The 23,839-nt window shown below is 70.7% G+C and carries 22 protein-coding genes; 15 read left to right on the top strand and 7 right to left on the bottom strand.

The genetic code is table 11. The features are described 5' to 3' along the window. The first annotated feature begins 31 nt into the window (after positions 1 to 31). Positions 32 to 724 (top strand): ABC transporter ATP-binding protein, encoded by a 693-nt coding sequence (locus AB0C25_RS04300; RefSeq protein ID WP_357369478.1) that lies wholly within the window; start codon positions 32 to 34, stop codon positions 722 to 724. Then, on the top strand, positions 721 to 3,114 hold the full coding sequence (locus tag AB0C25_RS04295) for an FtsX-like permease family protein (RefSeq protein ID WP_357369476.1): 2,394 nt from the start codon (positions 721 to 723) through the stop codon (positions 3,112 to 3,114). The genes AB0C25_RS04300 and AB0C25_RS04295 overlap by 4 nt, the downstream gene beginning before the upstream one ends. 64 nt (positions 3,115 to 3,178) lie before the next feature. Here the strand turns inward: AB0C25_RS04295 and AB0C25_RS04290 are convergent, their stop codons facing one another. From AB0C25_RS04290 to AB0C25_RS04280, 3 genes are all read right to left on the bottom strand, one after another. Then, positions 3,179 to 3,934, bottom strand: coding sequence for an MBL fold metallo-hydrolase (locus AB0C25_RS04290; RefSeq protein ID WP_357369474.1), 756 nt, complete (start codon positions 3,932 to 3,934; stop codon positions 3,179 to 3,181). 113 nt (positions 3,935 to 4,047) lie between these two features. Further along, positions 4,048 to 5,454: an acyl-CoA synthetase gene (locus AB0C25_RS04285; protein WP_357369472.1), complete on the bottom strand. Its 1,407-nt coding sequence runs from the start codon at positions 5,452 to 5,454 to the stop codon at positions 4,048 to 4,050. A 32-nt stretch (positions 5,455 to 5,486) separates the two neighbouring features. Further along, positions 5,487 to 6,113 carry a TetR/AcrR family transcriptional regulator gene (locus AB0C25_RS04280; RefSeq protein WP_357369470.1) on the bottom strand — a complete coding sequence of 209 codons (627 nt, stop codon included), beginning with the start codon at positions 6,111 to 6,113 and terminating at the stop codon, positions 5,487 to 5,489. Between the two features lie 407 nt (positions 6,114 to 6,520). On the opposite strand from AB0C25_RS04280, the gene rph reads away from it, so the two are divergent. Beyond that, positions 6,521 to 9,118 (top strand): rifamycin-inactivating phosphotransferase, encoded by a 2,598-nt coding sequence (gene rph, locus AB0C25_RS04275; protein ID WP_357369467.1) that lies wholly within the window; start codon positions 6,521 to 6,523, stop codon positions 9,116 to 9,118. A gap of 16 nt (positions 9,119 to 9,134) precedes the next feature. Here the strand turns inward: rph and AB0C25_RS04270 are convergent, their stop codons facing one another. Beyond that, positions 9,135 to 10,079 (bottom strand): acyltransferase domain-containing protein, encoded by a 945-nt coding sequence (locus AB0C25_RS04270; RefSeq protein WP_357369465.1) that lies wholly within the window; start codon positions 10,077 to 10,079, stop codon positions 9,135 to 9,137. Positions 10,080 to 10,301: 222 nt separating this feature from the next. On the opposite strand from AB0C25_RS04270, the gene wrbA reads away from it, so the two are divergent. From wrbA to AB0C25_RS04255, 3 genes are all read left to right on the top strand, one after another. Beyond that, on the top strand, positions 10,302 to 10,901 hold the full coding sequence (gene wrbA, locus AB0C25_RS04265) for an NAD(P)H:quinone oxidoreductase (RefSeq protein WP_357369463.1): 600 nt from the start codon (positions 10,302 to 10,304) through the stop codon (positions 10,899 to 10,901). A gap of 181 nt (positions 10,902 to 11,082) precedes the next feature. Continuing rightward, on the top strand, positions 11,083 to 11,844 hold the full coding sequence (locus tag AB0C25_RS04260) for a GNAT family N-acetyltransferase (protein WP_357369461.1): 762 nt from the start codon (positions 11,083 to 11,085) through the stop codon (positions 11,842 to 11,844). Between the two features lie 39 nt (positions 11,845 to 11,883). Then, positions 11,884 to 12,603 (top strand): tetratricopeptide repeat protein, encoded by a 720-nt coding sequence (locus AB0C25_RS04255; RefSeq protein WP_357369459.1) that lies wholly within the window; start codon positions 11,884 to 11,886, stop codon positions 12,601 to 12,603. Between the two features lie 40 nt (positions 12,604 to 12,643). Here the strand turns inward: AB0C25_RS04255 and AB0C25_RS04250 are convergent, their stop codons facing one another. Next, positions 12,644 to 13,246, bottom strand: a complete 603-nt coding sequence (locus AB0C25_RS04250; RefSeq protein WP_357369457.1) for a class I SAM-dependent methyltransferase — start codon at positions 13,244 to 13,246, stop codon at positions 12,644 to 12,646. A 98-nt stretch (positions 13,247 to 13,344) separates the two neighbouring features. On the opposite strand from AB0C25_RS04250, the gene AB0C25_RS04245 reads away from it, so the two are divergent. Continuing rightward, entirely contained in the window at positions 13,345 to 13,641 is a 297-nt protein-coding gene (locus AB0C25_RS04245; protein ID WP_357369455.1) for a chorismate mutase, read from the top strand. A 77-nt stretch (positions 13,642 to 13,718) separates the two neighbouring features. Continuing rightward, a complete protein-coding gene (locus AB0C25_RS04240) occupies positions 13,719 to 13,937 on the top strand; it encodes a hypothetical protein (RefSeq protein WP_357369453.1) in 219 nt (72 codons plus the stop codon). Between the two features lie 52 nt (positions 13,938 to 13,989). Here AB0C25_RS04240 and AB0C25_RS04235 read toward each other — a convergent pair whose 3' ends face one another. Next, positions 13,990 to 15,048 (bottom strand): hypothetical protein, encoded by a 1,059-nt coding sequence (locus tag AB0C25_RS04235; RefSeq protein ID WP_357369451.1) that lies wholly within the window; start codon positions 15,046 to 15,048, stop codon positions 13,990 to 13,992. Positions 15,049 to 15,321: 273 nt separating this feature from the next. On the opposite strand from AB0C25_RS04235, the gene AB0C25_RS04230 reads away from it, so the two are divergent. Then, positions 15,322 to 15,810, top strand: a complete 489-nt coding sequence (locus AB0C25_RS04230) for a GNAT family N-acetyltransferase (protein ID WP_357369449.1) — start codon at positions 15,322 to 15,324, stop codon at positions 15,808 to 15,810. Between the two features lie 34 nt (positions 15,811 to 15,844). Here AB0C25_RS04230 and AB0C25_RS04225 read toward each other — a convergent pair whose 3' ends face one another. Next, entirely contained in the window at positions 15,845 to 16,645 is an 801-nt protein-coding gene (locus tag AB0C25_RS04225) for an IclR family transcriptional regulator (RefSeq protein WP_357369447.1), read from the bottom strand. 165 nt (positions 16,646 to 16,810) lie between these two features. Between AB0C25_RS04225 and AB0C25_RS04220 the strand changes: the two genes are divergently transcribed. The 6 genes from AB0C25_RS04220 to AB0C25_RS04195 all read left to right on the top strand — a co-directional run bounded on the left by AB0C25_RS04220 (position 16,811) and on the right by AB0C25_RS04195 (position 23,835). Further along, the gene (locus AB0C25_RS04220; protein ID WP_357369446.1) at positions 16,811 to 18,058 is read left to right on the top strand and encodes a sugar ABC transporter substrate-binding protein; all 1,248 of its coding nucleotides are present in this window, start codon (positions 16,811 to 16,813) and stop codon (positions 18,056 to 18,058) included. Between the two features lie 75 nt (positions 18,059 to 18,133). Continuing rightward, positions 18,134 to 19,081: a sugar ABC transporter permease gene (locus AB0C25_RS04215; protein ID WP_357255329.1), complete on the top strand. Its 948-nt coding sequence runs from the start codon at positions 18,134 to 18,136 to the stop codon at positions 19,079 to 19,081. Next, on the top strand, positions 19,078 to 19,908 hold the full coding sequence (locus AB0C25_RS04210) for a carbohydrate ABC transporter permease (protein WP_357369443.1): 831 nt from the start codon (positions 19,078 to 19,080) through the stop codon (positions 19,906 to 19,908). Before AB0C25_RS04215 ends, AB0C25_RS04210 begins: the two co-directional genes overlap by 4 nt. Before the next feature lie 8 nt (positions 19,909 to 19,916). Then, complete coding sequence (locus AB0C25_RS04205) at positions 19,917 to 21,101, top strand: mandelate racemase/muconate lactonizing enzyme family protein (protein ID WP_357369441.1); 1,185 nt, start codon at positions 19,917 to 19,919, stop codon at positions 21,099 to 21,101. Continuing rightward, a complete protein-coding gene (locus tag AB0C25_RS04200) occupies positions 21,098 to 22,309 on the top strand; it encodes a fumarylacetoacetate hydrolase family protein (protein WP_357369439.1) in 1,212 nt (403 codons plus the stop codon). The genes AB0C25_RS04205 and AB0C25_RS04200 overlap by 4 nt, the downstream gene beginning before the upstream one ends. Before the next feature lie 2 nt (positions 22,310 to 22,311). Continuing rightward, complete coding sequence (locus AB0C25_RS04195; protein WP_357370118.1) at positions 22,312 to 23,835, top strand: aldehyde dehydrogenase (NADP(+)); 1,524 nt, start codon at positions 22,312 to 22,314, stop codon at positions 23,833 to 23,835. The last annotated feature ends 4 nt before the right edge of the window (positions 23,836 to 23,839 follow it).

Genomic DNA, 23,839 nt, shown 5'->3' with positions numbered 1-23,839 from the left:
CCAGCTCACCACCACCTGAGGAGACGGGGACATGACCACACCGCTTATCGAGTTGCACGAGGTGACACGCCGGTACGACGAAGGGCCACCGGCGCTGCGCGAGGTGTCGTTGAGCGTCGCGCCCGGCGAGGCGGTGGCGATCCTCGGCCCGTCCGGCAGCGGCAAGTCGACGATGTTGAACCTGGTGGCCGGGCTGGACCGGCCGAGCACCGGCACGGTAACCGTCGACGGGGTGCGGGTCGACCAGCTCGGCGAAGCGGCCTCCGCCCGGTACCGGAGGGCCCGGATCGGCCTGGTGTTCCAGTTCTTCAACCTCCTCGACGACCTGACCGTCGCCGACAACGTCATGCTGCCGGCACAGCTGGCCGGAATGGGCCGTGGCACCGCCCAACGTCGGGCGACCGAGCTGCTCGGCCGGCTCGGTGTCGACCGACACGCCGGGGCGTACCCCGGGAGGCTCTCCGGCGGTGAACGGCAGCGGGTCGCCGTCGCCCGCGCGCTGATGAACCGGCCGCCGCTGCTGCTGGCCGACGAGCCGACCGGGGCGTTGGACACCGCCTCCGGCGAGGAGGTCATGCGGCTGCTGACCGAGCTGCACGCCGACGGCCAGACCATCGTCGTGGTCACCCACGACCTGGTCCTCGCCGAGAGGTGCGCCACCCGGACCGTCCAGCTCCTCGACGGGCAGGTCGCCGCCGACTCCGCGTTGGAGCGGACCCGATGAGCGCGCTGGCTCGGGTGGTCCGCGCCGGGGTCGGGCGGAGACGCGTACAGACGATCGTGATCGGTCTGGTCGTGATGATCGCGGTGACCTCGGCAGTCCTCGGCGGTTCGCTGATGGTGGCCTCCCGCGGACCTTTCGACCGGGCCTTCAGCCAGCAGCAGGGCGCGCACCTCGCCGCCCAGTTCGACGCGGATGCGGTCACCGAGGCGCAGGTGGCCGCCTCCGCGAGCGTTGCCGGGGTCGCCGGGTCGGCGGGACCGTTCCCGAACGCGGAGTTGAACCTGAGCAGCCCGATGGGTAACCCGGTGCCGCGGCTGACCGTCGTCGGGCGTGCCGATCCGGGCGGGGCGGTCGACCGGGTCGACGTCGTCGACGGCCGGTGGGCGACCGGCCCGGGGGAGATCGTGCTGGCCACGGGGGAGGACCTGCGGTTGCCACCGCAGGTGCTCGGCCAGCGGTGGACGGTGTCCGACGCGCCGGGCAGCCCGACGGTGACCGTCGTCGGGCTCGCCCGGTCGGCCAGCCAGACCGCCGACGCCTGGACCACCCCGGCGCAGCTCACCGCCTGGACCGGTCCCGACGGCCCCCGCGCCTACCAGATGCTCTACCGCTTCACCGAGGCCGGCACGGCCGCACAGGTCCAGGCCGGTCGGACCGCGGTGCAGGCGTCCGTTCCCGCCGCCGCGCTCGACAGCGCCGTGTCGTGGCTCGACGTCCGCCGGGAGGCGACCGGCGAGACCGTCCTGCTGGTGCCGTTCCTGATCGCCTTCGGCATGCTGGGCGTGGTCATGGCGGTGCTGATCATCGGCAACGTCATCGCCGGGGCGGTCTCCACCGCCACCCGCCGGATCGGCATCCTCAAGGCGCTCGGCTTCACGCCAGCCCAGGTGGTCCGGGCGTACGTGGGGCAGGCGCTCATTCCGGCCACGGTCGGTGCGGCGGTCGGGGTGGTCGCCGGCAACCTCCTGACCGTGCCGATCCTCGCCCAGACCAATCAGATCTACGGTACGAGCGACAACGGAGTCGCGCTCTGGGTCGACGCGGTCGTGGCCGGCGGCGCGCTCACCCTCGTCGCGGTGACCGCCCTGGCCGCCGCGGCCCGCGCCGGCCGGTTGCGCAGCGTCGACGCGCTCGCCATCGGGCGTACCCCCCGGCCCGGCCGTGGTCGATGGGCGGCCCGCCTGACCAGCCGGCTGCCGATCTCCCGGCCGGTGTCACTCGGCCTGGCCCACCCCTTCGCCCGACCGGTACGAGCGGTGAGCATCGTCGCCGCGATCGCGTTCGGCGCGGCCGCGGTCACCTTCGCGGTCGGTCTCGGTACGTCGCTCAACCGGATCCAGGAGGTCGAGGACATCGCCGACGTCCAGGTCGGGCAGCCGCACCGGATGCCGCAGGGCGGGCCGCCGCCGGGTCCGGGGCAGCCGCCGGGTCCGGGGCAGCCGCCGGGTCCGGGGCAGCCGCAGCCGTTCGGCGACCCGGCCGCCATCGAGCGGGTGATCACCGACCAGACGGGCACCGACGGGTACCTGGGCATGGCCCGCAGCGAGATCACCGCCGGGGGGATCACCGGTGAGCTGGAGGCGGTCGCCGTCACCGGGCCGGACGCGGCGCGCTACTACCGGATGGTGTCGGGCACCTGGCTGACCGGCCCGGCGCAGATCGTCGTCTCGACGCCGTTCCTGACGGCTGCCGGCAAACAGGTAGGTGACCGCGTCGTGCTGACCGACAAGGGCGTCGACATCCCCGTCACGATCGTCGGTGAGGCGTTCAACATCGACGACGACGGCATGCAGGTCGTCACCGATATCGCCACCCTGCGGGCGGCCGAGCCGGAGCTGGCGCCGTCGATGTACTACGTCACGGTGGCGTCCGGCACCGACGCCCGGGCGTACGCCACGGCGTTGACGGCGGCTCTGGAGCCGCTCGGCGCGGTGGCGGACGGCCTCAGCCACGAGCCCGACGAGATGATCATCATCATCAACGCGCTGACCGGACTGCTCAGCCTCCTGCTGATGGTCGTCGCCGGCCTCGGCGTGCTGAACACGGTGGTGCTGGAGACCCGGGAACGCGTCCACGACCTGGGTGTGCACAAGGCGCTCGGGATGACACCCCGGCAGACCACGGCGATGGTCATCGCCTCGGTCGTGGTCACCGGCCTGGTCGGCGGCGCGGTCGGTGCGGGGGTCGGCGTGCTGCTGCAACGCACGGTCATCACCGAGATGGCGAGCAGCGTGGGCTTCCGCCTACCGGGCGCGGTCCTGGACGTGTACGGGTCGGTCGACCTGCTGCTCTTCGGTCTCGGCGGGCTGGTCATCGCCGTGGTCGGTGCCCTGCTGCCGGCCGGCTGGGCGGCGAGGACCCGGGTCGCGGTGGCACTGCGGACCGAGTGACGGAAACAAGCCGCCGCTCACGGAACCTGTCCGTGAGCGGCGGTCACCCGCGTGCGCTGGGAACTCAGATGGTGGCCGTGTCGCCGGGGCGCAGGTCGACGAGCAGTTGGCGCGACCCCGCCTCCTCGAAGGCACGCACGACGTCGTCGGCGCCCTGGGTGTAGTGCGCCCAGCCGTGCTGGTGGACCGGGACCACCGCCCGCACACCGAGCAGGGCCGCAGCCCGGGCCGCCAGCTCCGCGGTCAGGGTGAGGAACCCCTCGCCGCGGGCCGCGATGTAGGCCGCACCCAGGTTGAGGATCGCGACCTCGATCGCCGGGAACCGCTCCGCGATCACCGCCACGACATCCACCGAGGCGTTGTCACCGCTGACGTAGACCGTCGGCCAGCCAGTGGCCTCCAGCACGAAGCCGATCACCGGGCCGTTGACCACACCGATCTCCGGCGTGCCGTGCAGCGCCGGAACCGCCGTGACGCGTAGGTCGCCGGCGTCGGCGTGCGCGAACGGCCGGAGACCGACCGCACCGGGGCCGAGCTTCGGCGCCCCCGCGGCCGTGGTGAGCACCCGGCGGGCCTGCCGCGCGTACTCCCGGCCGGAGATGTCGAGGTTGTCGAGGTGGTGCTCGTGTGACACGAGCACCAGGTCGGCCTGGCCGAGGTCCCCGGGCGAGACGCTCGGGCCGACCAGCTTGGTCGCGGTGACCGTTCCGTAGTGGTACGTCTGCGGATCGTCGAAGGTCGGATCCACCACGACGCGCGAGCCCGCGTAGTCGAGGACGGCCGTCGGCCCGCCAATGGCGCGTACGGTCAGCTCGTGCATGACGCTCTCCCTGGTCTCCGGTGGCACCCGCGGTCGTCCGCGCGAGGTGCGCGAGTCGGCGTTCCCACTTTTCGGCCGGGAACGCCTCGATCCCGCGGCGGCCGGTGGGGGGATCAGTCCGCCTGGAGTCGGCTCTTCTGCACCTTGCCGAGCGCGTTGCGGGGCAGGGCCTCGACCAGCCGTACCTGCCGGGGACGCTTGTGTGCCGACAGCTGTCGGGCCACGAACTCGATCAGTTGCGCCTCGTCGATCCCGTCCCCCACGACGTACGCCGTCACCTGTTGGCCGAGGTCGGGGTGCGGAGTGCCCACCACCGCGGCCTCCCGGACCCCCGGATGCGCCAGCAGCGCGTCCTCGACCTCCCCGGCGCCGATCCGGTAGCCGCCGCTCTTGATCAGGTCGGTGGCTGCCCGGCCGACGATGCGATGCCAGCCGTCCGGACCGATCGTGGCCACGTCGCCGGTGCGGAACCAGCCGTCCGCGGTACGGGTGGCGGCGTCCGCGTCGGGCCGGTCGAGGTACCCGTCGAAGAGGGTCGGGCCGCACACCTCCAGCTCGCCCATCGCCATCCCGTCGGTGGGGAGGCAGCGGCCCTGCTCGTCCACGATCCGGGTGCGTACTCCCGGCAACGGCAGACCGACGGCACCGGGGCGACGGGGGCCGTCGGCGGTGGCGCTCACCGTGATCAACGTTTCGGTCATCCCGTACCGCTCGACGACCTGGTGGCCGGTGAGCCTGGTCAGGTCGGCGAAGACCGTCGCGGGCAGGGCGGCGCTGCCCGACACCAGCAGCCGCGCGGCGCGTAGGGCTCGGGCCGAGGGCTCGTCGGCGGCGATCCGGGACCAGATGGTGGGGACGCCGAAATAGAGCGAGCCACCCGCCGCCGCGTACCGCTGGGGGCGGGGCTGGCCCACGTGGTGCAGCCGGCTGCCCACCCGCAGGGGGCCGAGCACCCCGAGCACCAGACCGTGTACGTGGAACAGCGGCAGGCCGTGCACGAGCAGGTCGTCAGGAGTCCACTGCCAGGCCGCGGCGAGCCCGTCGAGGCAGGCGGCGATGGCGCGGCGGGAGAGCGTCACGCCCTTCGGTGCGCCGGTGGTGCCGCTGGTGTAGAGAATCAGCGCGATGCCGGCCGGATCCGGCTCCGGGTGGTCGGTGTCCGAGCCTCGTCCCAGGTCGATCGGAATGGTCGGTAGCCCGCCGGGTGGCTCCCGGCGCTCACCGCGAGCCGGCACGAGCATCGCTGCGGGCGCCGAGTCACGCAGGATGTGCTCGCGTTCCATCGGGCCGGCGTCCGGTGGCACCGGTATCACCGCGGACCCAGCCAGCAGCGCGCCGACGACGCCGACCACGGTGTGCAGGCTGGCGGTCGCGTCGACGGCGACACGGTCCACCCCGCGCAGGTCGTCGGCCACCGCGGCGGCGAGCCGTCGCAACTGGACCCACGATGTCGCCTGGTCGTCGATCCGGATCGCGTCCGGACGCTCGTCGGCGGACGAGAGCAGCCACCTCAGCAGCACAAGCCTGGACCCTTCTCGTCGTACCTCGCGGGTCAGCCGGTGGCGCCGAGCTGGTGCCAGGTCGACGTGATGGCGGTTTCCAGCTCGGCGCGCATCTGCTGCGGATCGGCGGCCAGCCGGGCCGCGACCGTGGCATCGGAGTAGAGCATGGTGATCGCTCCGATCAGGGTGCCCACCATGGCGCCGACAAGCGCCGAGGCGGCTACCGGGTCCAGTGTGTCGGGATAGGCGTCGAGCAGCGCCCGGACGATCTCGTGTTGATCCTCCAACACCTTGCGTATGGCACCGGCCCGTAGTGCCGGTGTCTGGAGGATCAGGTCGGCGCGAACCCGCTCGGACTGGCCCATGAGGTCGGTGTCGGAGTGGAGGACCGAGTGGAACGCCCGGAGCAGCAGTTGCGCGGGGGTCTCGTCCGGTCCGGGGTGCGCCAGCACGGCGGCGAGGAGCTCCAGTTTGAGCGGGGGATCGTCGAACAGCACGTCCTCTTTGCTGGCGAAGTGGACGAAGAAGGTGCGGGGCGAGACGTCGGCGGCGGCCGTCACGTCGGCGATGGTGGTCTCGTCGTATCCCTTGCTGGCGAACAGTGCGATCGCCGCGTCGACGAGCGCCTGTCTGGTGCGCGCCTTCTTCCGCTCGCGAAGGCCCATGTTGCCCGTCATCGCTGCATCGTACCTCCTGGACGTTGCAGTCAATGCAATCTTGCGGACACTGGCGTCCTTTTCGGACTCTTCATGGCCGACGAGGTGTTGTGCCTTCGCGGGTCGACAGCCTGGCGTCGGGGGCCGGGCCGGCGTGAGCCGGGACCTCGGTCTGCGGCGGGCGACCACAACAAGCGGCGGGCGACCACAACAAAAGGCAGGGAGATCAGACTCCCTGCCACCTCTAACTTATACCGTACCGGGGGGCTTGCGGCAAGACCGGGGTTGTGCCGCAGAATCGGCGGCCGGACGCGGCGGCGACGAGAAAACGGGGGCCACGACATGGGTGTGTACGGGGGGCGCGGCCACCGCTATCCGCGGATGGGATCGGCGGTGCGCCGGAGCACGGCTGCCGGAGAGGTGGGGCGATGATCGAGCAGTACGTCGTGGATCTTCGAGAGGTGGACCAGACCCAGGTCGCACTCGTCGGCGGCAAGGGCGCGAACCTGGGCGGGCTGTCCCGGATCGACGGCCTCCGCGTGCCGGCCGGCTTCTGTGTCACGACGGCCGCCTTCCGGCGGGTGGTGACGGATGGGTCGGCGATCGGCGATCTGCTCGATCGGCTGTCGCGCCTGGTTCCGGATGACCGGGAGGCGATCGGTGCGCTCAGCGCCGAGGTCCGCCAGCGCATCGAGGGGACCGCCATCCCTGGCGATCTCGCGACCGCGATCACCCGCGCGCTCCTCGTGCGCGGCGAGCAGTCCGCCTACGCCGTGCGGTCCAGCGCGACAGCGGAGGACCTACCGACGGCCTCCTTCGCGGGCCAGCAGGACACCTACCTGAACGTCCTGGGTCCGGCGGCGGTCCTGGCACACGTCAGCCGGTGCTGGGCGTCGCTGTTCACCGAGCGGGCCGTGACCTACCGCCTTCGCAACGGTGTCGACCACCGGAAGGTCGGCATGGCCGTGGTCGTACAGCAGATGGTCTTCCCGCGGTCGGCGGGCGTCCTGTTCACGGCGGACCCCGTCACCGGCAACCGGAAGGTCGCCACCGTGGACGCCAGCTTCGGCCTCGGCGAGGCCCTGGTCTCCGGCCGGGTGAACCCGGACGTCTTCACGGTGCGTGACGGTGTGGTCGTCGGCCGGGCGGTCGCCGCCAAACAGGTAGCCGTGCACGCCCTGCCCGGTGGGGGAACGCACGAGGTGGCGATCGACCCGCCGCGGCGGGAGCAGCCGGCGCTGACGGATGCGCAGGTCGTCCGGCTGGTGCGACTCGGGCGACAGATCGAGGCGCGGTTCGGCTGCCCGCAGGACATCGAGTGGTGCCTGGTCGAGGATGACTTCCAGATCGTGCAGAGCCGGCCGATCACCACGCTCTTCCCCATCCCCACGGCCCACGACCCGGACAACCACGTCTATCTCTCCGTCGGCCACCAGCAGATGATGACCGATGCCATGCGGCCGCTGGGTCTCTCCATGTGGCAGTTGACGGCCATGGCGCCGATGCACGAGGCCGGCGGCAGACTCTTCGTCGACGCGACCCGGATGCTGGCCGCGCCGGCGAGCCGCGCCCACTTCCTGGAGATGGCCGGCCGCACCGATCCGCTGACCAGGGACGCGCTGCAGACCGTCCTCGACCGCCCCGGCTTCGTCCCGGCGCTGCCGGACAGCGGTCCCGTTTCGCCGCCGGGCGGCGCCGCGCCCACCCCGATCGAGACCGATCCGGCCATCGTCACCCAACTGATCGAGCGCACCGAGGCGTCCATCGCCGCCCTGCGCCGCGACATCGCCCCGTTGACCGGACCAGCGCTGTTCGACTTCCTGCTGGAGGCCTTTGCCGAGCACAAGAGGGATCTCGGTGATCCGTTGAGCATGCAGGCGATCATGGCGGGGATGCAGGCCACCTGGTGGCTCAACGACCGACTGGGGGAGTGGCTCGGCGAGACGAACGCCGCCGACACCCTCACGCTGTCCGCCCCCGGCAACGTCACGTCGGAGATGGGGCTCGCGCTGCTCGACGTCGCGGACGTGATCCGTCCGCATCCGGAGGTGGTGGCGTTCCTGCGGGGCGTCGAGGACGACGGCTTCCTGGACGAGCTGCCGAAGATCGCGGGCGGGACCGAAGCGCGCGACGCCATCGAGGCCTACCTCGACCGGTACGGCATGCGCTGCGTCGGCGAGATCGACATCACGAGACCGCGCTGGCGCGAGCGACCCGCCACGCTCCTGCCCGTCCTCCTCGACAACGTCGCGAACTTCACGCCGGGTGCCGCCCAGCGGCGCTTCGAGCAGGGACAGCAGGAGGCGCAGCGCAAGGCGCACGAGGTGTTGACGCGCCTGCGGGCACTGCCGGACGGGGAGCAGAAGGCCGACGAGACCGAGCGGATGATCGACCGGGTCCGGACCTTCACCGGCTACCGGGAGTACCCGAAGTACGGCATCATCAGCCGCTACTTCGTCTACAAGCAGGCCCTGCTCGGAGAGGTCGAGCGCCTCGTGCGGGCCCACGTGCTCCGCGAGCGGGAGGACGCCTTCTACCTCACGTTCCAGGAGTTGCACGAGGTCGTGCGCTCGAACCGGGTGGACGACACGCTGATCCAGCGACGCAGGGACGCGTTCCGGTCGTACCAGGGGCTCACGCCGCCCCGGGTGCTGACCTCCGAGGGCGACGCCATCAACGGGGCGTACCGACGCGACGACGTGCCGGCCGGTGCCCTGGTCGGCCTACCGGTCTCCGCCGGGACCATCGAAGGGCGCGCCCGCGTCATCCTCGACCTGGCACAGGCTCACCTCGAACCGGGTGACATCCTCGTCACGGCGCACACGGATCCGAGCTGGACGCCGCTCTTCGTCGGCATCGCGGGCCTGGTGACGGAGGTCGGCGGATCGATGACACACGGCGCGGTGATCGCCCGGGAGTACGGCCTGCCGGCCGTCGTCAGCGTGGTGGACGCCACCCGGCTGATCCGCGACGGACAGCGGATCCGCGTACACGGCAGCGACGGGTACGTCGAGATACTGCCCTAGCCTGTGCGGGGCGGCGCTAGGTCGGGAATCGGCCCCGGCGCCAGCGCCAGTGCCGGCCGGCCTTCAGGTGGTCGACGATCGCACGCTGGAGCACGGTGCCGCGCGGCAACTCGTCGAGTGGTGTGGTCAGGGTGCGGAACGCGAATCGCCGCACCTCGACGTCGGCGTCCACCCCTTCCGGTTCCTCGTAGGGGTCCAACTCGAAGCGCCGCTGGAACCGGATGATGTTGGAATCCTCGGGCAGGTACTCCCGCAACTGCGGATCCAGCAGCCAGGAGCCGCAGGCGAACGCGGTGTGGTGCTCGTCGGGAAAGTGGCGTGGGAAGAACGCGCGGGCCTCGTCGAGCGATACCTCGACGACCTCCGGGGTCAGCGGCCCCGCCTCGGGGATGTGCAGGTCGATGGCGGTGCCGCCGCGCTGGTACTGCAACCGGCCCAACTCGTAGAGGCCGCCGCGCGCGTGCAGCGTCAGCCAGCTCTGCATGACCGGCCAACCCTCGCGGTGCATCCGCCTGTCGATCGCGAGGTTGCGGCCCAGGTCCGCGAGGGTCGCCCAGGACACCTCATCGGTGATGCCGTGGTCGCGGTGGTATTCCCGGACGACGTCGACCAGGGCCAGGTACGCGTACACGTAGAGGTGCCGCCAGGCGGGACCTCGGTCGCGGGGCAGCTCCGGACCGGGCGGCAGCCAGCCGTGGCCCCCGAGATCGGCGAGGACCAGAGCGTTCGAGCGGTCGAGCAGCCAGCGCAGCTCGGTGGTCCACAGAGGTGAGTCGGGGTCGGGCCAGCCCGCCATGATCTCGGCGGCGTCGTCCGGTCGTACCGCGAGCCGGTCGAGGATCGCCGGCGCGTCGGCCTTGGCCGGCAGCGGAGCCGACGGCCTGCCATCCGCCAGGCGATGCACGCGGTCGACGTCCGCGACGGGAACCCCGAGCCGGTCGGCGATGGCGTCCAGGTCCACGCTGCCGATCGTACCGGTGATGGAACGTGCGGTCCGGTGTGCGCTGTCCCGGTCCGGGGCATCAGTAGTCCCTCGGTGGTTCTCCGCCCCCGCAGCACCGTTTGTCGGTATCCGAGTCGCGCTCACGGGTCCGGTGGCAGCCGCTCGCCGCTGTTGCTAGAGTCGGATTGTTGCCGACGCAAATTTATCGCCAGCAACTAACTCGACGAAAGGACTCCTCCGATGACCAAGCTCGCCGTCATCTACTACTCCTCCACCGGCACCATCCACGCCATGGCCAGGCGGCTTGCCGAGGCCGGCGAGAAGGCCGGCGCCGAGGTGCGGCTGCGCCAGGTTCCGGAGCTTGCCCCGCAGGAGGCCATCGCCTCCAACGCCGCCTGGAGCCAGCACTTCGACGCCACGAAGAACGAGGCGAAGGCGACCGCCGACGACGTCGTCTGGGCCGACGCGGTGCTGTTCGGCACCCCCACCCGGTTCGGCAACGTCGCCAGCCAGCTCAAGCAGTTCATCGACACCCTCGGTCCGCAGTGGGGGCAGGGTCTGCTGGCCGACAAGGTGTACGCGGGCTTCACCGCGACCATGACCGCCCACGGTGGGCAGGAGTCGACGCTCCTGGCGCTCTACAACACGATCCACCACTTCGGTGGTCTGGTCGCCGCCCCCGGCTACACCGACCCGGTGAAGTTCGCCGACGGCAACCCGTACGGCGTCTCGCACGTCACCGGCGGCAGCAACGACGCGCCGCTGGGTGACGCGCAGCTCAACGCCCTCGACCACCTGGCTCAGCGGGTGGTCACGATCGCCGGCAAGCTCGCCGCCTGACCGTCGCGCGGGGCCGTACCCAACCAACCTGCCCGCGGCCGGTTTCCCGCCTGGGGAAACCGGCCCCGGGGCAGGCCCGGCGCCCGGGCTGGCCTGATCACCTGGCCGTACCCTGGCAGCGCGACACGGCGGGTCCGACAGGCCTCGCCTGGTCAGCGGGCTACGGAGTAACGAGGAGGGTGTGATCATTACCAGCGCCGATCGGATGGCGGCGTCGTATGCCGACGCCATCAAGGTCCTCTGCACGGTCACCCCGAAGGGCTGGTATGCCGAGCGGGGCACCGCCCGGGCGGCGGTGACCCATGCGGGGGTGGCGGCGCTGAACGTGGCCTACGACACGACGGTGGAGCCGGATCTCGGCTCACTCGACCGGCTGGCGGCCGAGGTCGGCAGGCAGGCCGAGCACTGGTCGATCATGGTTCGGGGCGAGGCGGACGACGAGGTCCGCGATCTCGCCGGCCGGCACGGGCTGCTCAACCGCGGTGCTCTGCCGTTGCTGGCCTGCACCGCGCGCGACGTCGTGTTCCGGGCTGGGCCGATGGGGCACGAGGTGATCCGCCAGGTCCGCGCGGTGGAGGCTGGGCTCTACACCGACACCCTCACGCGGAGCTTCGAAGCTCCCGAGGGCACTTTCGGTTCACTCATGGACGGCGGCGTGCTCGATGCCGACCAGGTTACCGGCTATCTGGCCGAGGAGTCCGGCCGCCCCGTCGGCACCGGGCTCGGGATGCGGACCTCCGACGTGCTCGGCGTCTTCAACATCGCCGTGGTGCCGGCCGCACGAGGCCGTGGAGTGGGCCGGGCGATCACGGAGGCCGTACTGCGCGATGGCATTGCGGCCGGCGTCGAGGCGGCCTACCTACAGTCGAGCGCGGTGGGCCGACCGCTCTACGAGGCGATGGGCTTTCGCCTCGTGGAAAACTGGACGATTTTCACGCCGTGATGGATTGCGACACGGTTCGCAGCGAGAGGGACAACAGAAGTGGGCTTCAGCGACGACGTTCGCGCGGCCTTCCGCCGGGGCGAGTCCGACGCGGTGGTGCGCATGAGCGAGGCCGAGATCGACCGGGCACGGGCGGCCGGCGATCCGTCGGGCGAGGTGGAGGCCCGGTACAGCCTCGCCCGGGTCGCCATCCGAGGCGGTGACCTCCCGGGCGGGGAGGCGCGCGCCCAGGAAGCGCTCGCGGTCGCCCTTCGCTCCGGCGACCGGAGTCTGGAGGAGCGGCCCCGCCACGTGCTGGCCGCGGTGGCCCGGATGTCCGGCGACCTGACCCGGGCTCGGCAGCTCTACCGGGAGAGCATCGCGCTGAACGAAGCTCTGGGCCAGCCCAAGCTCGTCAACTCGGAGACCCACAACCTCGGGTTCTGCGAGTTGGGTCTCGGCAACCTCGACGCGGCGCGGGCGTCGTTCGCCGCGAGCCGGGAGCGGGTCTTCCGCGAGGGCTGGGCGGAGTTCGTCCCGTACGTCTGCCTGGCGGGCGCCGCGCTCGCGTCGGCCCAGGGTGACCACGCGCGGGCCGGTCGGATGGTCGCCGTCACGGACGCCGCGTTCGCGGCGCTGGGCCAGGTGCCCGATCCCGATGACGCGGCCGATCTGGCCGCCGTGCGGGCGGCCGCGGTCGAGGCGCTCGGCGCGACCGGCTTCGCCGCGGAGTACGCGCGGGGCCAGCATCTCGAACCGCGTGCGGCATTCCCTGACTGACGCGATCGACACCCACGGTGCGGACGGCCCCGCCCTGCCGCTACTCCGCGACCGCCGCGATGGCGGCGTGTAGCCGCTGACCGCCTTCGCTGGGCCGCTGTACGCGTTCGACCTCCCGGAAGCCGGTCCGGCGGAGTCGCCCGGCGACCTCGTCGGGTGGCCAGCGGTAGGCGGTCACCACCTTGTGCTCGAAGGGACCGATCTCGTCGGCGCCGAAGAACCCCAGCACCAGCTTCCCGCCCGGGGCCATCGCCCGGCGGAACTCAGCGAGTACGCCGTCGAACTCCTCCGGCGGAAGGTGGATCAGCGAGTACCAGGCCAGGATGCCGTCGACGGAACCGGTGGCGACGTCGAGGCGTTCGAACGACCCGAGGTGGAACTCGACGTCCGGGTGGGCGGCCTGCGCATGGGTGATGAACTCGGGGACCAGGTCGATCCCCCTGACGTCGACGCCCAGCGAACGGAGGTGACCGGTGAGATGGCCAGGGCCGCAGCCCAGGTCGAGCACCGGGCCGAGCTGACCGGCCAGGTGTCGACCGATGAAGGCCGGATCTTCGGGATTGATCTTTCGGGTCGTGCCGAACAGGTCGATGTAGAGACCTGCGATGGACCCGTACGCCTGCCGAACCGTCTCGCTCTGCACCGCCGAACTATACGAGGCCGGACGCCGCCACGCGGCGGCGAGCGGGCACGGATATCGAAGGCCCGAGCAGCCGGCCCCATCGTGCGACGATCTCCGGCATGACAGACACCGCGTCGGCGCTCACCGACATCCGCGCCCAGATCGACGAGTTGGACGCCGCGCTCGTCGGGCTGCTCGCCCGCCGGGAGGCCCTGGTCCGGCGAGCGGCCCCGCTCAAGAGCGACAGGCAGGCGGTCCGTGCCCCGGACCGGGTGGCACAGGTGGTGGCCCGGGTCCGCACGCTGGCGGACGACGCCGGTGCGGACCCGGACCTGATCGAGCGGATCTACCGCGGCATGATCCAGGCCTTCATCGACATGGAGACCGACGAACACCATCGGCTCAGCGGCGCCTGAGCGCTCCGGCCGCATGATTTGGTGCAGGCCACGCCGACCCGTGTTTGTGGCACCGGCCCGACGGGCACAGAATCACCATGGCGAATGAACGGGTCAAGTCCGTGGGCGGCTACCTCATGCGGTTCATCGGCGGGGTGGCGGTCCTCGTGGGCCTGCTGGGCATCTTCGCGACCCTGGCCCAGGGCAACGTCACCGGGCTGGTCCTCAGCATCGTCTTCATCGTGGGCGGTGTCGTCCTGCTCAAGCGCTCGCCAGACCTCGGCCGAGCAGGTCGGAGAGAACGCGGCCCTGCGTGACCCTCCACGGCGGTGCCACCGGCTCCCGCACGAGGGCGCGGGGTGTCCGCCTTCAACCCCGCTCGCCGTCGATGCGCCGCTGTTCGGCATCGCGCAGTCGCCGGTAGAGCCTCGCCGCATCCTGGTCACCGACTCTGTCCGCCGCCTCGGCGGCGAGGCTCAGCACTGCCAGGGGTAACCAGGTAACGTGGCGCGCCTGCCGGTCGGCCTCGGCGAACACCACGGCGGCAAGCTCGGCGCCGGCGGAACGGGCCAGGAGGAAAAGCTCCTCCACATACATCCGCCCCAGGCCGACCTCGGTCCAGCCGGACACGTCGTGCAGGGCTCGGCGGCACTCGCGTAACGCCTCCCAGGCGGCGCCGTGCTTGCCGGCCTGGCGCTCCAGCCCGGCAAGGGACTGCCAAGCCGACGCCGCATCCCACGCGTTGTCGACGAACACCAGGCTCTCCCGCTGCGCCGAAGCGGCCTCAGTGAACGCACCGAGATCGGCCAACTCATATCGCAGCTGGCTCAGGGTGGCCCTGTCCCGAGGTCGGTCCACCGCCCACCGGTCCAACCACTCGCGTGCCAGCACCTGATCACCGACCAGTTTGGAGCGTGCGATCCAGGTGAGCGGGTCCTCGGCGCTCGGGTCATCCGGAAAGCGCGATCGCTCCCCGCGCCACCACTCGGCCATGCCTTCCTCGGGGACGTACGGCTGGCCCTCCTGGTCCAACAGGTACGCCAGCACGTCGTCCCGCTCGGCGTGCCCGCTGTCCCGCACGTAGGCAACGGTGGCCGGCACGCCGGCGGCGAACAGGTGCTCACCGTCGTAGCCGCACCAGGTGTCGAAGTTGGCCCGCTTGAGCTCCCAGTGCAGCCACACGTCCTCCACCTGGTGATGCTGTGCGAGCAGAAAGCCAGCCAGTTCGGTCTCGTCAGTCAGCCCCTGAAACGGTGCCTCGCGTCGACACTGCGCCTCCTGCCGGGCCAGCCACCGCACCAGCGGAAGGTCCGTGGCCCGGCGGCCGTACTGCAGTGCCCACAACACGCTCGCCCGCCGGCCCGCATTCGTGTCGCAGTCCTGGCCATCGGCGTCGGTGCCGCGCTCGTAGCGAAGCTCGTGCCACACGGCCGAGGAGCGTCGTGCCCGTTCGAGTTCACGTCGCGCAGCCTCCATCACCCGTACAAGATCCCACTGTCGGCGAGCCTCCGCATCGTCGGCGACCTCTACGCAGTGCTGGAAAGAGACACCACCGGCGAAAGCCCGCGCGGGATCATCGACGGAGCCCACGCATTGCCGGATGCGGTCGCGTCCGTGTCAGGATGTCGTGTGACCTGCGCATCGACAATTTCGTCCGCCGTCGATCCGACAGGTTCTCCTCTCCTGCTGACCGGAGAGGAGGTGGTGTTACGGGAATGGGCCGACTCCGATGTGCCGTACCTTCGAGGGCTCTTCGACGCGGCCGACGTGGCCGCGAACACCGACATTCCCTCTCCGTTCGACGCGGATGCCTTCCTGGCCAGGATTCGGCGGCGTCGCACGCAGCGCATCGTCGACCTGGCCGTGACGCGCGACGGCGGGGAGCCGCTCGGTCTCGTCGCCCTGCACGTGGCAAGCGGCGTCCTGGGGTACGCCGTCGGCCCGGCGCACCGTGGTCAGGGTCTGGCGTCGCGGTCGCTGCGGCGGATGACTGAGTTCTGCCACGAAGAGCTCGCTCTCTCCCGACTGCGGCTCGCCATCGTGCGGGGCAATGTGCCCTCGCAGGGGGTCGCCCGGTCCGCCGGATACGTCCGCGGCGACGACGCCCTGGTCGAGAGGGTTAACGGGTTGGGCGAGTCGAAGCTGCTCGAAACGTGGTGGTGGACCGCGCCCGGGTCGACCGGACGCTGACGGACGCGGCGCGACGCCCCCGGTTGTCCGTGGCTCACTCGTCGATCGATCGGCCGTCCTCCGGCGTGGCCGGGCTCGGGACGGGCGGCGGTGTGTGGCCGAGTTCCCGCGAGATCTGGTTCGCGGTCTCCAGCAGGCGCGGCAGGTTGCTCCTCAGTTGGTCGAGGTTGGCGATGACCTCGATCGCCGTGATCGAGACGGCGGCGATGACCTGGCCCCGGGAGTCCCGGATCGGCGCGGCGACGCACATGACGTAGGCGTCGTGCTCGCCGTTGTCGGTGGCCCAGCCGTTTTCGCGGATCCGCACGAGTTCGGCCTCGAGGGACTCGTGGTCGGCGAAGGTGGTGCCGGTGAATCTGTCGAAGACGACGTGGGAGAGCAGGCGGTCGCGTTCCTCCGATGGCAGGTACGCCAGGATCGTCTTGCCGACGGCGCTCGCGTAGATCGACACGGCCCGCCCCACCCGTGATGGCAGCTTGACGGCATCGAACGCCGGACTGTCGACCTTGTCGATGTAGATGATCTCGTCGCCGGTCAGTTGTGCCAGGTGCACGGTGTGGCTGGTCTCGCGCTGGAGTGCGCGTAGGTGTGCGGCCGCGAACTGACGCAGGTCCATCGAGCCGAGCGCGAGCTCGGACAGCTCGATCAGTCCGCTACCGAGCACGTAGGTTCCCGCGCCGGTCCGGCGGACGAAGCGCGCGGATTCCAGTGTCTGCAGGATCCGCAGAGCCGTGGACTTGTGCACGCCGAGCACGTCCGCCGCCTCGGTGAGCGACAGCGGGTGCTCCGCCGATCGACGGATGAGGTCGATCGCACGGCGAATCGATTGCGCCAAGGCTCTGCCTTCCCCCTCGAAGCGACGGGGGAGCCCGCCGCTAGCGTTGCAATATGTGCAATGTAGACGACGCCATGCGCAACCGCCACTTGACACCGTTGCGCATGGCGCTACGATCGTTGCAATTTCATCCCGAAGACTCTGACTCGTAACACTGGAGTAACGATGGGTAACCAGCGCGCTCGCTTCGGCATCGCCAGGGCGACATGTGCCCTCGGCGTGGTCGCCGCTCTTCTGACCGGCTGTGGCTCCGACGGCGATTCGGGCGACGGCGTCACCAAACTGACATTCGCCGCCTCGACCTTCGGCGACCCGGGCCGCGGGCCTCTGCTGACCAAGTGGCTCGACGAGTTCAACCAGAGCCAGACCGGGGTCCAGGTCACCGCCGCCGCGGTCCCGTACCCGACCTTCGGTCAGACGGTGCTCACGCAGATGGGCAGTGGCAAGGGTCCCGACCTGGTCCGCTTCGACATGCCCGAGTTCGAGGCCGCCTCGGACGCCGGCCTGGTCGCACCGCTGGACAAGGTGATCGACGCCGGCAAGTACGACCTGCTCAAGCAGCCGGACCAGTTCATGGTCCACGACGGTGTCCGGCACGGCGTCATCTTCGAGGCGTCGAACTACGCGATGTTCTACAACGCGGACCTGATCCCGACACCGCCGACCACCTACGAGCAGTTCACCTCCACGGCGAAGTCGCTGACCAAGGGCGACGTCTTCGGCCTGGCGTTCCGCCAGACGGAGGCCGAGGAGGCCGGCGTGTGGCAGGACATCTTCAACTACGTCTACGGCTTCGGCGGCGCGTGGTCCGACGGCAAGAACCTGACGATCAACTCGCCGGAGAACCTCAAGGGCCTCCAGGCGTTCAAGGACCTGTACGACGCGAACGTGATCCCGCGCGGCGCGGACGCGGCGACGTTCCGGCGGATGTTCGCCGAGGGCAAGGTCGGAATGGAGCTGAACAACGGCGGCTACGTGACCGCCACCCGCGGCCAGAACGCCAAGCTGAACTTCAACGTCGCGCCCATCCCGTTCCCGGTCCGCAAGCAGGGCGCGATCCTCGCCCCGATCGTGATCAACGAGGCGAGCGAGGGCAAGGACGAGGCCGGCACCTTCATCAAGTGGGCGCTGGAGCCGCAGAACCAGGTCAAGCTGCAGGAGATCCTCGGCGCGAGCAGCGTCGCCACCACCACGCAGCGCAGCGCGGAGACGCTCAAGGCGACCCCGTTCCTGCCCGTCTTCGACGGACTCACCGAGACCAGCCTGCCGCAGATCGTCCTCGGGTTCGAAGCCAAGACGCCGGACATCCGCAAGGTGGTCGTGCAGAACGTGGTCGCGGCCCTCCAGGGTAAGACCGACCTGAAGTCGGCACTGGACCGCGCCCAGCAGCAGGCGACCGACCTGGTCCGCTGACCGCTCGACACGGCGACGCTGCCGGCGCGACGGACCGTGCGCCGGCAGCGTCCTTCCTCAGAAGGATCGAACCCGATGACTGTGGTCGAGCAGACCGGAGCACCGAAGACAACACCCCGAGCGCGGCGTCGGCCCAGCCCACTGGGGAGCAAGTGGACGCCGTACCTGTTCCTGGCACCCGCCGCACTGTTCATCCTCGTCTTCCAGGCGGTGCCTCTCGTCCAGGAGGTGTACCTCAGCTTCACCCGGACGCGACTGCTCAACCCGACCAGGAGCGAGTGGGTCGGGTTCGACAACTTCAACCGGATCTTCGGCGATCCGGAATTCCGCCACACCCTGCTGATCACCGTCGTCTACGTGATCACCTGCGTCGTCGTCGCGATCGGCGCCGGGCTCGGCGTCGCGCTCCTGCTCAACGGGAAGTTCCGGGGCCGTGGTGTGGCGCGGGCGCTGATCACCGTCCCGTGGGCCGCTCCCGGCATCGCGGTCGCGCTCATCGCCACCTGGATGCTCAACGCCCAGTACGGGATCGTGAACCGGTTCCTCGACGCGGTGGGACTCGGTGTGCCGGGCGGCGCGATCCTGGACAGCTCGCGCTACGCGCTCCCGGCGGTGCTCGCCACGACCATCTGGCAGCTGTTCCCGTTCACCTCGGTGGTGCTGCTCTCCGCGCTGCAGTCCGTACCGCAGGACCTCAACGAGGCCGCGACCGTGGACGGCGCGGGACGATGGGCCACCTTCCGGGCCGTCACCTGGCAGGTCATCAAGCCCACCGTGGGGCTCCTGGCGCTGCTGATGACGATCTGGTCGCTGCGGCGGTTCGAGCTGATCTGGCTGATGACCAAGGGCGGGCCGGTCGGCGCCACCGAGACGCTCGTCATCGACCTCTACTCGCAGGCGTTCGACTCGAAGGAACTCGGATCGGCGGCGGCCATCGGGATGGTCGGCGTCGTCATCTCACTCATCGTCGTCATCGGCAGCCGACTGGTCGCCCGTGCCGTGGAGAAGGAGCACGCCCGATGAGGCGCTTCCGTTTCGGTGTCACCGCACGGATCGTCGCCGTGCTCGTCGTACTCGGTGTCGCGGTGTTCCCGCTGTACTGGATGTTCGTCACGGCGCTGTCGAGCAACAGCGACCTCTTCGCCGAGCAGCCCCGGCTCACGCCGGACCTCGGCCAGTTCGGGGTGTTCGTCGACGCGCTGGCCGAGGGCAAGGCGGCCGGGTGGTTGCTGAACAGCCTGATCATCGCCGTGGGCACGATGGTCCTCTCGGTCGGCCTGGGCATCCCGCTCGGTTACGCGTTGTCCCGGTTCTCGTTCGGGGGCAAGGCCGTGCTGACCGTCGTGCTGCTGTTCACGCAGATGCTTCCCGAGGCGCTCATGGTCGTGCCGTTGTTCGCGCTGTTCCGCCGATTCGAGTTGCTCGACTCGCTGACCGGTCTCATCCTGGTGAACTCCGCGTTCGTCCTGCCGATCGTGGCGCTGATTCTCAAGGGCGCGATCGACGGCATCCCGAAGGAGCTGGAGGAGGCGGCGCGCGCCGACGGCGCGCGGCCCTTCACCACCCTGACCCGGATCAACGTGCCGCTGATCGCGCCGTCGATCGCGGCGACCGCGGTCATCGCCTTCTTCCACGCCTGGAACGAGTACGTGTTCGCGGTGACGTTCATCTTCAATCCGGACCTGCAACCGGCCTCCGTGGGCATCGCGAACTTCATCGGTGAGCTGGGTACGCCGATCCAGACGGTGATGGCCGTCGCCTTCCTGTTCACGCTGCCCGCCGTCGCCTTCTACCTGCTGGTGCAGAAGTACGTGGTGTCCGGCATGACCGCTGGCGCGGTGAAGGGTTGAGCCGAAGAATGAAGATCGTCTCCATCGACACACTCGTCGTCGACTTCTACCGTACGAACCTCGTCATCGTGCGCGTGCACACCGACGCGGGGATCATCGGGCTCGGTGAGGCCACCCTGGAGGGCAAGGAACGGGCCGTCCAGGGCGCCATCGCCGAGCTGTCCGAGGCGGTCGTGGGCCTGGACCCCACACGCATCTCGAAGATCCTCTACGAGCTGGCCCGGGACTGGTACTGGCGTGGCGGGCCGGTCATCATGACCGCGTTGAGCTCGCTGGAGATGGCCCTGTGGGACATCTCGGCGCGCGACCTCGGCGTCCCCGTCTCGCGGCTCCTCGGTGGTGCGACCCGGGACCGGGTGCGCGCGTACGCCAACGGCTGGTTCTCCGGTGCCGTCACGCCGGAGGACTACGCGGCGGCCGCGCGCCGGACTGTGGAGTCCGGCTTCCGCGGCCTCAAGTGGGACCCGTTCGAGAACTACGACCTGACCATCACCACCGCGCAGTTGGATCGGGTGCTCGCCCAGATCGACGCCGTCCGGGGCGCGGTGGGCCGGGACGTCGAGCTGTTCGTCGAGGGCCACGGTCGCTTCGACGTCCGCCACGCGATCAAGGTCGCGAAGGAGATCGCCCAGTTCGACCCGGTGTGGTTCGAGGAGCCGTGCCCACCGGACAACCTCGATGCGCTTGTGGACATCCGACGCGCGTCGCCGGTGCCCATCGCGGCGGGGGAGCGGTGGTACGGCCGGCAGGGCTTCGCGCCCGCCCTCGCCCGCCAGGCCGTCGACTTCGTCCAACCCGATGTGACCCACGCCGGCGGGATCGCCGAGCTGGCCTTCATCGCGACGCTCGCGGCGACGAGTTACGTGGGATTCGCGCCGCACAACCCGAGCGGACCCCTCAGCACGGCCGCCACGCTGCAACTCGGTGCGACACTGCCCAGCTTCCGCTACCTGGAGATCATGGCGACGGACGTGCCGTGGCGACCCGAGATCACCAACGAACGGCTGGTGTTGACCGCCGACGGTGACGTGCTCATCCCGACCGGCATCGTCGGACTGGGCATCGAGTTGGATCTCGCCGCGATCGAGCGGCACCCGTTCACACCGCACCCGCTGCGCATGTTCCAGGACGCCGTGTACGACATCCGTCCGCGAGACGAGCGATCCTTCTTCAACCTGGAGAGCGGCTCATGACGGTGCCTCAGCCCCGGCGACAGCCCGACGGCGCGGACTGGTTCGGGACCGCCGCCGAGGCGCTGCCCGACGACGTCGACGACAGTGTCCTCATCGGCCGGATCTGGGATCCGGCCGGAGACGGCCCGTCACCCGTGACCGTCCGGGACGGTGAGGTCATCGACCTCAGTCAGCGGTTCCCCACCGTCCGGGACATCTGCGAGCTGCCCGACCCCGCCGCGACGGTGGCCGGGCTCGACGGGCCGCGGCTGGGTGAGTTCGGCGAGATACTCGCCAACACGGCGGCCGTGACCCGCGACCACAGCCGGCCCTGGTTGCTCGCCCCGGTCGACCTTCAGGCGCTCAAGGCCGCCGGCGTGACCTTCGCCGTCTCGCTCATCGAACGCGTCATCGAGGAACGGGCCCGTGGAGACCTGGCGCTCGCGGCGGACATCCGGCAACGGATGCTCGCCGACATCGGTGCCGACCTGGACAGCCTGACCCCGGGCTCGGCCGAGGCCGACCGACTCAAGAGCCTGCTCGTCGCCGAGGGCATCTGGAGCCAGTACCTGGAGGTGGGGATCGGGCCGGACGCCGAGATCTTCACCAAGGGGCAGGTCCTCTCCGCCGTCGGCACCGCCGTCCCGGTGGGGGTGCTCGCCGCGTCGACCTGGAACAACCCGGAACCCGAGGTCACGCTGATCATCCAGTCCAGCGGCCGGATCGTCGGCGCCACCCTCGGCAACGACGTGAACCTGCGGGACGTCGAGGGCCGCTCGGCGCTTCTGCTTCCCCTGGCGAAGGACAACAACGCCTCGTGCGCCCTCGGCCCCCTGATCCGGCTGTTCGACGAACGGTTCGACCTGGAACGGGTGCGCGAGCTCGAGGTGAGCCTGGACATTCGCGGCGTGGACGGCTTCCACCTGGAGGCGGTCTCGGAGATGACGCGGATGTCGCGCGACCCGGCGGAACTGGTGCGGCAGTTGATCGGGCCGCACCACCGCTATCCCGACGGTGCCGCCCTGATGCTCGGCACGATGTTCGCGCCCACCCAGGACCGGGACCGCCCCGGCGAGGGCTTCACCCACAAGATCGACGATGTGGTACGGATCGGCTGCCCGGCCCTGGGCACCCTGGTCAACCGGGTGCGACACGCCCAGGAGTGTGAGCCCTGGCAGTTCGGCGTCCGGGATCTGATGGGCAATCTGGTGAGGAGAGGACTGCTGTGAACATGGTCAGCACGGTCGACCCGCGCGACGGTCGAACTCGTACGACGGATCTCCGCGAGACCGACGAGCCGCGGCTGGAGGCGATCACCAGCCAGGCGGTCAACGCGGCGCAGTGGCTGTCCGGCCTGGGCAGACTCGGCCGAGCGGACCTGCTGGACGCCATCGCCGCGTCCCTGGAGTCCCACCGCGGCGACCTGGTGGCCGCGGCGGAGGCGGAGACCGGTCTCAGCAACGCGCGACTCGACGGGGAACTCACCCGGGCGGCGGTCCAGTTCCGGATGTTCGGCGACGTGCTGCGCGACGGGGGCTACGTCGAGGCCGCCATCGACCACGCCGCCGACACACCGCTCGGACGCGGCCCGGACCTGCGGCGGATGCTCGTACCCCTCGGGCCGGTCGCGGTCTTCGGCGCCAGCAACTTCCCGTTCGCCTTCTCGGTCGCGGGAGGTGACACCGCGGCGGCGCTCGCCGCCGGCTGTCCCACGGTCCTGAAGGCCCACCCGTCGCACCCGTTGACCTCGCACGCCTCGGCCGAGGCCATCGCGGCGGCCGTCCGCGACCTGGGCGGGCCCGACGGTGTGATCGCGACCGTGTACGGCGAGCAGGCCGGCCGCTCGCTGGTACGCCACCCCGCGATCCGCGCCGCCGCGTTGACGGGCTCCGTCGGCGCCGCCCGCGGCATCCAGGCGGCCATCGACGAGCGACCCGATCCCATTCCCCTCTACGCCGAGCTGAGCAGCGTGAACCCGATCGTCGTCCTGCCCGGCGCGGCCGCCGACCGGGGCGAGCAGATCGCCGAGGGACTGTTCGCCTCCTTCACCAACTCGGGCGGCCAACTGTGCACGAAGCCCGGTCTGGCGTTCGTCCCGTCCGATCCGAGCGGTGCGCGCCTGGTCGACTCGCTGCGGGAGAAGGTCGCCGCCACCGGCGGTGCGATCATGCTGAACGACCGCATCCGGACCGCGTACGAGCAGCAGGCGGCGGCCTTCGAGCAGGCCGGTGCCCGGGTCTCGGCGCGAGCGCAGATCGACGCCGAGGCGGGTTTCCGCGTCGCGCCGACCCTCCTGGAGGTCGGTCTGCCGGGCCTCACCGCCGAGATCACCGACGAGTGCTTCGGTCCGCTCCTGGTCGTGGTGCGCTACGACGACGTCGCCGAGTTGGATGCGGCGCTGGCGACCGTCCCACCGTCGCTGACCGGTGCCATCCACAGCGCGCCGGACGACGACGCCGGTGTCGTACGCCGGCTCGTCGAGCTGTTCGCCGACCGGTCGGGTCGCATCGTCTTCGACGGCTATCCCACCGGCGTCCGGGTCTCGTGGGCCCAGCACCACGGCGGACCCTGGCCCTCGACCAATGCCGTGCACACCTCCGTCGGCGCCACCTCGATCAGGCGCTTCCTGCGCCCGCTGGCCTGGCAGGACGCCCCGGTCTGGATCCTTCCCGAGGAGCTACAGGACGGCTGCACCACCATTCCCCGCCGAGTCGACGGGAGGTTGGAGCCAGCGGTGGAACAGCCGCGCCGGTAACTGG

The organism is Micromonospora sp. NPDC048839, assembly GCF_040649915.1.
Taxonomy (GTDB): Bacteria; Actinomycetota; Actinomycetes; order Mycobacteriales; family Micromonosporaceae; genus Micromonospora.
This window is presented reverse-complemented; position numbering and strand designations above follow the sequence as displayed.